The sequence below is a fragment of the Mucilaginibacter sp. genome (assembly GCF_028287845.1).
Lineage (GTDB): Bacteria > Bacteroidota > Bacteroidia > Sphingobacteriales > Sphingobacteriaceae > Mucilaginibacter.
Genome location: NZ_JAQBOW010000120.1, coordinates 1 through 8,569 on the forward strand (window position 1 = coordinate 1; position 8,569 = coordinate 8,569).

The following is an 8,569-nucleotide window of genomic DNA, read 5'->3' on the forward strand; positions in this document are numbered from 1 at the left end:
ATATATGGATGTAAATATCATAAGGCACCTGCAACTGGTACATTTCGCGCAGGAAATGCGGGCAGGAGTAAATAATATCAATAGGTACTATACCATCTTTAATAATGAACTGATTGTGATATATATCTTTTAAAAAATGATTAAGCGCAGTTAAACGCTGCTTAATGCCTTTCTCAACAAAGGCCCACTCGGCAGCGGTAATAATACGGGGAATAATATCAAATGGGAATATTTTCTCAATACCCTCGCCGCTATTATAAACTGTAAAGGTTATGCCCTGGCTCATAAAAAGCCGCTTGGCTAGCTCTTCCTTTTTATTCAGATCGTCGGCAGATTCTTTTGATATATACTCTATTACCTTGCGATAATGTTCACGCACGTTAGCGTCTGCTCCATACATTTCGTCCCAAACACCACTAATGGGGCTGTATTTATCAAAATAAGCTGATTCCTGCATGAAAAAATTGGGTTAATGGTAACCGGTTATTTATAAAACCGTAATATATGAACTGTTTTTAGATAACTGCAAGTTTTTTTGAAAAATTTATAATTTTTTATAATCTATTTTGTTAAATTTACTATAGAATAGCTAAAATTTAATCAATATTTTATATTATTTATTAATAAAGGCAAAATTTTACTGATTGACAGATCAATTTTTAAGAAAATATTGATGCTTTTAAAAATCAATTTGAATTTTCTTTGCTTAAAGCCGATCTGCGTGAAAATAAAATTTGATGATAAGATAACACAAATTTAGCTAAGAAGCTGTCAAAAAAAATAAAACAATGTCATTATAAAAAACGACAATCTTTACAAAGGACAGTTACTTTTAGAACCTGTTAACGTATTACTGTACTGTACCACGAGCCCCTTATGCACTTGGGTACACCAAAGGTTGTAATGTGCTGAAAATAAACCATGTTAAATCGTTGTCAAATAAACCACCTCATAAATTAACGGGTTTAGCGATAGAAAATTAAGCAGCAAGCGCGTATTTGTGCACCATTATTTTAATGCGCTTGCCTGAGAACTCTGACAAGAATTTATAAGTACCGGTTCAAAATTATTAACTTGCCTGTCATGTATGATATTTGCTGCGTTGGACATATCACTTCTGATAAAATAGTTAATACACAAACGGTGATGCACATGCCGGGAGGTACGGCGCTTTATTTTTCGTGCGCGATGAATAAGCTGGATGTTAGCTATGTTTTAGTAACCGCGCTTGGCGAAGCGGAAATGCAATATGTAACCGACCTGCGTGCCAAAGGTATAGAGGTAAAAGTACAACCAAGCACAAATACCGTTGTTTTTGAAAACATATATGCCAAAAATCAGGATGAGCGCACCCAAAATGTATTGCAAATAGCTGATCCGTTCACTATGGAGCAATTGCAGCAGGTGGATGCTAAAGTGTTCCATTTGGGGCCATTATTAGCTGATGATTTTAGTACCGGTCTTATAAAAACCTTATCTGCAAAGGGCCGCATCGCATTAGATGTGCAGGGCTATTTACGCAAGGTAATAAACCAAAAAGTATATTTAACTAACTGGTCCGATAAAAACATAGTACTGCAATACATTGATATTTTGAAAGCCGACATTGCCGAGCTGGCTGCCTTATCGGGTTATAAAACATTGAATGATGGTGTTAAGTTCCTGGCAGATCTGGGCGTAAAGGAAGCGGTGATTACCAACGGCAGCATGGGATCTGTAATTTATAGTGAGGGTGTTTTTTATGATATACCAGCCTATCGCCCCAAAACCGTTGTAGATGCTACGGGCTGTGGCGATACTTATATGGCCGGCTATTTATACCGGCGCATAAAAGGCGCAGGCTTGCAGCAGTCGGGCGAATTTGCCGCTGCTATGGCCGGGCTTAAAACCACATCGCCCGGGCCGTTTAACGGGACTGAAGATGATGTACTGAACTTTTTCGCCGACAATCAACGGTAATTATCCGCCGCCTATTTTTTTCCAATAGAACCTGGTTCCTGTTAAACCGCCATGCGGTTTATAGGCATAGTTGGGTATTTCTCCCGCAAAGTTAAATCCCAGTCTTTCATAAAATTTAGATGCCCCGCCATCGGTAGCGGTATCAAGTACCAATAGGGTGCGTTGCTGCTTTATCGCCAATTGCTCGGCGGTTTGCATGAGTAACTTTGCTATGCCTCTGCCCCGATGACTTATTCTGGTCATCATTTTGGTTATCTCGGCACGATGCGGTTGATTTTGCGGGCAGTTAAGTATTAATGTTACAGTTCCCACCAAAGCTTCGCCATCATAGGCGCCTAAAACAATACGTTCGCCTTTGTCAGCAGCCACTAATGAATCCTTCCAAAAATCATTTGCCATATTTGATGACAGCGGATGCATAAAGGTAACCGAACTGCCATCAGCTACGGTTTCAATTAATAATTCGCTTAGCGCCGATAGAATTTGAGGGGCGTGGGTTAATTGAAGGATCTTAATCTGACTCATGGTCATTAAAAATACAATTATATTTAATAGGGCCAATAATTGCCCGACAGGATGAGCATATTTAATAGTTTGATGCTGTTATCGTAATAGTCATAATCATTTAGTTTAAATCCGGTCAAATAATCCCAAAGGTGATTTAGCCATATCTGGTTTTTATTATCAACCATAGCCGATACCGCGAATGGCGCCACAAAGCTCAAAGCCTCAAAATAACGGTTCTGAATATCATCCCCTTCCAAAGTATAACCGGCAGATAAATTGTAAGTGTTGTTATTGGTAGTCGCACGTATCCAGCGATTAATTTTTGCTACGATTGTTTTTGATCGCATATTGCCGGTCATTAAATACTCAGTGGCAATACGCCAGGGCACACGACAGGCATTGTAGTTATATTGCCCGTCGTATCTGTCCTCTAAAAAATGCGAGGCTGCAGGTTTAGCCTTTTTATTTAGGTTGATGATAAAATCGGGCAGTAAGCCCGCATCAGGGCTGTAGTTGCTTTGCATGGCAGCAAACAGCCGATAACCGGCGTCAATAACCTTATTCCATCTATCGTCTTTTGTTATTTGTTGAAATGCCTTAAAATGAGCTGGCATAAAATCAGATGAGCGCATAGCGAAGTAATCTTTGCTTTCATCTTCCACACCATCACTCAATAAAACCGACCAGACTTGGTGGTTAACCTCATATTGCATAATTGCATTAATACTGGCCTTGGCCTCCTGCAGATAGTTTATAGCGCCACTATTGCCCCATTGCCGGGCGGCCAGCAGTAGGGAGTACGCCACATCTATATCCCCATCAGTCGCGGATGTTTTGTCGAGGTCAGAGCCATTGATTTTTTGTGCCCACGCCATCAGGTATTTACTTTTATTACTGGGGTGTGCCCGATAATAACGAAATAAATTATCGAAGGTGGTCTTCGCGTCTTTATCATAACCGGCCATTAGCGCCACAACTATCATCCCATATCCCTGTGCTTCTGATACGCACTGCTTGCCACCCTTGCCCTCAAACCAAATATAGTTTTGGGGCTTACCTGCTACGGTTTTTATAAAACGCGATTTCCATTCATTATAAAAGTCGCGTGTGATATTATCCATTTGTATCTGGGTAATATGGTTGGGTTTTATGGTTCCGGCAAAATAGCTATTATGTTGCGGGAAGGGCCTTAAAGGCAATTGGGCAAATGCGGATGAACGGAAGTAGAGCATTAACATACATAACCCGGCAAATTGGTACTTGAGGCGCATTTTATAAAAATACAAACTTTACTTAAGTAAAAAACATGCCATATTCTGGGCAAAAAAATTCCCATAAGCACCCCGCAAAACATTGCCATAGATACCTGTTTCGAACTTAAACCACTATTGGTGCTGCATTTGTTTTGGCTTAACCAGTTAAATGAAATAACATGAAACAAAAATTTTATTTTGACACAACTGCGGCTACAATGGTTATTGTTGCGGTAGCTTTAATTATAATATGCTTTATGGATAATGACAGCTCACGAAATATTTTTGCAGGCATAACACTATTTGTCTGCATCTTGCTGTTTAGTGGGGCTATATTACTGCGTGCCGTTACAGATAGAATTGGCTAATAGCTATCGTTGTGCTATAGTTTCTGCAAGCAAGGCTTATTGTATTTGCTTATCTGCGAAGTCAATTACTTTTTGCAGGAGCCTGCCTGAATATTTGGCTTAGCTGTAAATAAAGTTCCGGGTGGTTTTGTTGAAATTGCTCGGGTTTTTCAAAAAAGTATTCTGATGCCACGGCTAAAAATTCCGCTTCGTTTGTTAACGCATAAGGATTAATGTCTGATCTCCCATCTTTTATCCTGCGCATTTCCTGGTGCATTAAGCTAAGCCAGGGAGCAGCATATTCATGCGTCATTAATTGTTCGGGTATTCCGTCTGTCGCGCCGTCTGACTTGTCTACCAGGTGTACAAACTCATGTATGGCCGTGTTTTCCCTGCCGGATTCTGCCGAAAAACCTTTTAACAACGCGGGCCTTGAAAGTATCATCTGCCCATTCATATAACCAGAGCCTACCATGCCCATTATATTGCGGTTGCCGCCTTCAAACTGGTATTCGTTATCAAAGGTATCCGGGTACAGTATTACGTTGGTTAAATTGCGGTACTGCCAATTACCCAGGCTAAACACCGGGATAACGGCGCTTGACGCTATCAGTATACGGTCCGTATCAGTAATGTCTGTGCCCACGCCCTCAATGTTTACATATTGCAAAAAGGCGGCTACCTGGCTTTCAAATCTTTTCCTTTCGGCCTGGCTTAGCTTATAGTAGTAGTTAACGTGGGCGTCCAACAATAACCGCAAAGGTTTATCCAGCTTTTGCATCCCGGCAGGTATAGTATTTCCTTTTTTACGAAAGATAACCCAGGCCAGAAGCGCGATTATAGGAATAATGATAATAAAATACATAGTGAACATTTGGTGTTGTTTTATTTGCTAAGGTATAAGCCCGAAATATGGAGAATTGTTTATAAATAACAAAATACACATTGGTCCGGGTGTTTGCGCTTCACTGACAGTCGAGATATTTAATTAGAAAAATAAAACATTTCATCAATAATATTTATTTATCGTTTAAGGCAACCCTGCCGCAGCTTACAGGCGTACTGATAATAAACCATCTACTAAATTTTCAGATTATGAACATTAAAAGATCAGGCTATTACTTAATAGCGTTATTCATGGCTGTTGTTTTTTTAAGTACATCATGTAAAAAAAACAAGTACCAGGCTAACATGCCTGCTGTTGTAACCGGGTTACAGCTAACTACTAATGCCAAACTTGGTGCCATTATCACCGATAATCTTGGTAAATCTGTTTACTTTTTTTCTAAAGATGCCGCCGCGACATCAGTATGTACGGGTACTTGCGCGGTTACCTGGCCGCCGTTCTATAAAGAGAACCCTACTATAGGCACTGGTTTAGACGCTACTGATTTTGGTGCAATAACCCGCACCGATGGTACCAAGCAAACTACCTACAAAGGCTGGCCGCTATATTATTATTCGCTGGATGTTAACATGGGTGATACCAATGGCGACGCGTTTGTTAACCTTTGGGCTGTTGGGAAGCCAGATTATATGGTAATGTTTGCCAATGCCCAGCTTGTTGGCTTAGATGGCATGCAATATAACGACCAGGGCGTTGCGGCAACAGGCTCGTCGCAGTACATTACCGACCCGGCCGGCCATACGCTTTACATGTTTAGCAAAGACACCCATAACACCAATACCTTTACCAAAGCAGATCTGAGTAACAATACTATTTGGCCAATGGATCAGGTTAGTACTATAGGCAGCATACCTACCGTTTTAGACAAAACACAGTTTACTACTATTAACGTTTTTGGTAAAACCCAGCTGGTATACAAGGGCCACCCGCTATATTTATTAGGGCAGGATTCACTAAAGCGTGGCAGCACCAAGGGTGTGAGTTTCCCAATACCGGGTGCCGCTATCTGGAAGGTAACTAATAGCACCACGGTTGTTTTATAAATAGGTTATATAAATAATGTTGGCGGATAGCTGGTAATGCCGGCTATCCGTTTTTTTTTGACGAATAGTGTCGCTTAAAATCATTCGCTGGTCGCTTAAATAGTCGGGGTGGTCTATTTTAATTTTTTAGCGCGTTCTTTTTCAACATCTTGCAGCGTTAATAAAAACACGCGCTCACATGTACAACCCGGTTTTTCGTGCCTTTTTTTCCTTATTGTTGCTCCTGCTGGTAAACCAGGTTCATGCCCAGCAAGGTATTATCAGCATTAGCGGTAAAATTATCGCTTCGGACGACGGGCGGCCTGTGCACCAGGCCGGTGTAAGTATTAACAGGAAGGGTATTGGTACAGCTACTAATGCTGCCGGTATGTTTGCCTTAATTATACCTGCCGCCAATTTGGCCGATACTTTAAAAATTTCGTGTATCGGCTTTAAAACCAAATTGTTGCCAATAACCGGCCTAAAGAACGGTGAGCAACCGAACATCGTTTTAGAAAAAAGCACAACCGAACTAAAAGAGGTTACCATTACCTACTATAACGCTTTAAAGATCATACAAAAGGCTATTGACCGCATACCCGAAAATTACATTAACCATCCGCATATTCTGCGTGGCTTTTACCGTATGTATACCTATAATGATAATACTCCGCTGCAATTATCAGAGGCTGTTTTTGATGTTTATAACTTTGGCTATGCTGACGCGCACGCGGATCTTTTTAGATTGATAAAGGCAAGAAACGAAAAAAACGACCGTGATTTTAATTCGCTGGAGTTTGCACAAAAACCCAACAACATCTTTGAAGAAGATGTTGTAAATCATCTGCATACTTGTGGGTTTTTGAATGAAGATGGATTAACCAAACACCAATTTGAAGTTACCGGTATTGTAGACTTTAAAGGTTATCAGGCCTATGAAATTGTTTTTAAAGAAAAACCGGAATCGGGCGAAAAAACCTATCGCGGCCGGATGTATATTGATTCCAAAACGTACGCGTTCATCTATTTTGATTTTGGTTTGAGCCCTTCGGGATTGAACGATCCGGGGTCTGGAAATTCTGTCGAACGGTCGCTGATGAGAACAGGCAATGTCGGGATCGGTTTAATACTTAACAATTCTAAGGTGAGCTACCAGGAGGTGGGAAACAAGTGGGTGCTTTCCGGTGTCGAGGGCGACAATTCTTTAGCGGTCAAAGATCCGGTGCTAAAGTACGACTACACCGCCCACGTAAAATTCAATTACCAGATAACCGCCGTAGATACCACCCAAAAAGAATCCTTCAATTCAAAAATAGGCCGTAACGATAACATCAACGCCTATAAAAGTAATGGCGACGAAAAGTTTTGGAAGGATTATAATATCCTTTTGTCTGATTACGATATCGAAGATATTTTTAAGCAGGTAAAAGCCATTAATAAAGCAATCAAGAAAAAAGATAAGTGAAGAAACGGTGCTGCAAGCACGAGGGGTGTTCCATTTTTAGTGAGCAGATTTGTCGCCAGGCAGGATAAGAACAAAAAAGCCCGACATTTCTGTCAGGCTTGATGCGGGAGTTACCGGGTTTAATTAAAGGTAAACCCGAGTTGTAAATTTAAACCTAATGATGAAGCCTCGCTATTGCCGAATCTTGCAGGAAGCGATAAAGCCACAAAGTAGTTCACATCTTTGGTACGGGCGTAAACTTGATTAAATACAGGTGTAAAGCCATAACGGCCCGAAGTTTCAAACGCTAAACGTGATATTATAGTAAATCCATGATCAAAACGAAACATCGTACCGGGATCAAATAATAAGTTGCTCATTTTGCTGGTTCCACCTGATGCCTTGATGGTTGGGGTAAACTCATAACTAAACCCAAACCTGTCGCTATATAAAACATTTACGCCTACCGGGAACCCAATACTTGAAGTATGATTAGAGAAATTTGGTGTAAAATTACCGCTTGAAAAAGTTTCAAGTGGCAAGATAAAGCTTAAATAGCCAACCACCTTTGGATACTGTGCTTTAACAGTCACCTTTTGATAAGTTGAACCTTGATATTTTATGGAGTCTGGTGGTATTTCTTGCGTTTTTTGAGCATGTACAGCACTTGGTGTTAGTAAACCGGCAACGGTAATTAATATTAAAATACTTTGCAGGCGGCAACTCGTAATTTTATTTCTAATCAATAGTAAGTTTTTTTTCATGGTTGTTTTAATTTCTTTTTATGGGTTTAACAGGTGGTTTTATGCAGCACCCATATACCTGCAAAGCGTTATATTTTATAAAATATAATGATGGTCAAAAAAAGAGATTTTTTTTATAAAATACAATGATTTATTAAAAAAATCTCTTTGCAATGGTTTGAAGATTTATTTATGGTTTCCCTTCCATATATTTATACTCAAATCGAAACAGCGACGACAGTATTTATAACAGATATCGGCATCTTTTAATAATTGTAAACTTTTAATAATGGAATCAGCATTCACAATAAATGGCAGAATATGGTTGGAGGTAGATGGTGAAAAAGTATTGGGGCATGGCCGTGTTGAGCTACTTGAGCGCATAAA

The 8,569-nt window shown here is 40.0% G+C and carries 9 protein-coding genes; 4 read left to right on the forward strand and 5 right to left on the reverse strand.

Annotated elements, in window-relative coordinates; all coding sequences use genetic code 11:
• A partial coding sequence (locus JWP71_RS12285; protein WP_299500329.1) for a circularly permuted type 2 ATP-grasp protein occupies positions 1 to 457 on the reverse strand: 457 nt, incomplete at its 3' end.
• Positions 458 to 1,083: 626 nt separating this feature from the next.
• Between JWP71_RS12285 and JWP71_RS12290 the strand changes: the two genes are divergently transcribed.
• Positions 1,084 to 1,959 (forward strand): PfkB family carbohydrate kinase, encoded by an 876-nt coding sequence (locus tag JWP71_RS12290; protein WP_299500332.1) that lies wholly within the window; start codon positions 1,084 to 1,086, stop codon positions 1,957 to 1,959.
• Here JWP71_RS12290 and JWP71_RS12295 read toward each other — a convergent pair whose 3' ends face one another.
• Both JWP71_RS12295 and JWP71_RS12300 read right to left on the reverse strand, forming a co-directional pair.
• Positions 1,960 to 2,484, reverse strand: a complete 525-nt coding sequence (locus tag JWP71_RS12295) for a GNAT family N-acetyltransferase (RefSeq protein ID WP_299500335.1) — start codon at positions 2,482 to 2,484, stop codon at positions 1,960 to 1,962.
• Between the two features lie 23 nt (positions 2,485 to 2,507).
• Entirely contained in the window at positions 2,508 to 3,704 is a 1,197-nt protein-coding gene (locus tag JWP71_RS12300) for a glycosyl hydrolase family 8 (RefSeq protein ID WP_299500338.1), read from the reverse strand.
• A 194-nt stretch (positions 3,705 to 3,898) separates the two neighbouring features.
• Between JWP71_RS12300 and JWP71_RS12305 the strand changes: the two genes are divergently transcribed.
• On the forward strand, positions 3,899 to 4,087 hold the full coding sequence (locus JWP71_RS12305) for a DUF423 domain-containing protein (protein ID WP_299500340.1): 189 nt from the start codon (positions 3,899 to 3,901) through the stop codon (positions 4,085 to 4,087).
• A 61-nt stretch (positions 4,088 to 4,148) separates the two neighbouring features.
• Here the strand turns inward: JWP71_RS12305 and JWP71_RS12310 are convergent, their stop codons facing one another.
• Complete coding sequence (locus JWP71_RS12310) at positions 4,149 to 4,940, reverse strand: M90 family metallopeptidase (protein ID WP_299500342.1); 792 nt, start codon at positions 4,938 to 4,940, stop codon at positions 4,149 to 4,151.
• A 221-nt stretch (positions 4,941 to 5,161) separates the two neighbouring features.
• On the opposite strand from JWP71_RS12310, the gene JWP71_RS12315 reads away from it, so the two are divergent.
• Both JWP71_RS12315 and JWP71_RS12320 read left to right on the forward strand, forming a co-directional pair.
• Entirely contained in the window at positions 5,162 to 6,016 is an 855-nt protein-coding gene (locus JWP71_RS12315) for a hypothetical protein (protein ID WP_299500344.1), read from the forward strand.
• A gap of 178 nt (positions 6,017 to 6,194) precedes the next feature.
• On the forward strand, positions 6,195 to 7,460 hold the full coding sequence (locus JWP71_RS12320) for a carboxypeptidase-like regulatory domain-containing protein (protein WP_299500346.1): 1,266 nt from the start codon (positions 6,195 to 6,197) through the stop codon (positions 7,458 to 7,460).
• Between the two features lie 119 nt (positions 7,461 to 7,579).
• On the opposite strand, the gene JWP71_RS12325 is transcribed toward JWP71_RS12320, so the two are convergent.
• Positions 7,580 to 8,203 carry a hypothetical protein gene (locus JWP71_RS12325; protein ID WP_299500348.1) on the reverse strand — a complete coding sequence of 208 codons (624 nt, stop codon included), beginning with the start codon at positions 8,201 to 8,203 and terminating at the stop codon, positions 7,580 to 7,582.
• Between the last annotated feature and the right edge of the window lie 366 nt (positions 8,204 to 8,569).

Bases quoted from the DNA above. Each gene is read 5' to 3' on its own strand.
- JWP71_RS12305 (WP_299500340.1), top strand. From the start codon at position 3,899: ATGAAACAAAAATTTTATTTTGACACAACTGCGGCTACAATGGTTATT.
- JWP71_RS12315 (WP_299500344.1), top strand. From the start codon at position 5,162: ATGAACATTAAAAGATCAGGCTATTACTTAATAGCGTTATTCATGGCT.
- JWP71_RS12300 (WP_299500338.1), bottom strand. From the start codon at position 3,704: ATGTTAATGCTCTACTTCCGTTCATCCGCATTTGCCCAATTGCCTTTA.
- JWP71_RS12320 (WP_299500346.1), top strand. From the start codon at position 6,195: ATGTACAACCCGGTTTTTCGTGCCTTTTTTTCCTTATTGTTGCTCCTG.
- JWP71_RS12310 (WP_299500342.1), bottom strand. From the start codon at position 4,940: ATGTTCACTATGTATTTTATTATCATTATTCCTATAATCGCGCTTCTG.
- JWP71_RS12290 (WP_299500332.1), top strand. From the start codon at position 1,084: ATGTATGATATTTGCTGCGTTGGACATATCACTTCTGATAAAATAGTT.
- JWP71_RS12295 (WP_299500335.1), bottom strand. From the start codon at position 2,484: ATGAGTCAGATTAAGATCCTTCAATTAACCCACGCCCCTCAAATTCTA.
- JWP71_RS12325 (WP_299500348.1), bottom strand. From the start codon at position 8,203: ATGAAAAAAAACTTACTATTGATTAGAAATAAAATTACGAGTTGCCGC.